Origin of the sequence: Pseudomonas sp. SIMBA_041, assembly GCF_046535095.1 — a bacterium.
GTDB lineage: Bacteria > Pseudomonadota > Gammaproteobacteria > Pseudomonadales > Pseudomonadaceae > Aquipseudomonas > Aquipseudomonas mucoides.
On the sequence record NZ_JAWRXJ010000754.1, the window covers coordinates 1 to 247 of the forward strand.

Below are 247 nucleotides of genomic sequence, written 5' to 3' on the forward strand. Positions count from 1 at the left end.
GGCCGATGCTCTGGATCAGGTTGCGGATTGCCGCCAGGAACTGGTTGAACCAGTTGGCTAACTGCGCGGTTTCGTCGCTGCCACGGATATTCAGACTGCGGGTCAGATCGCCTTCGCCTTGGGCAATGCCTTCCAGGCCACTGGCCACGCCGCGGATCGGCCGCACGATGAGGCTGGCGAAACTCGCCCCGAGCACTGCGAACAGCACCGCCAGGATCGCGGCAATACCGGCAATGATCCAGGTCAG

The 247-nt window shown here is 63.2% G+C and carries 1 protein-coding gene; it reads right to left on the bottom strand.

Annotated features, from left to right (window positions below; genetic code table 11):
- On the bottom strand, positions 1-247 hold a 247-nt coding region (locus tag SB725_RS33130), incomplete at both ends, for a HAMP domain-containing protein (protein WP_410923691.1).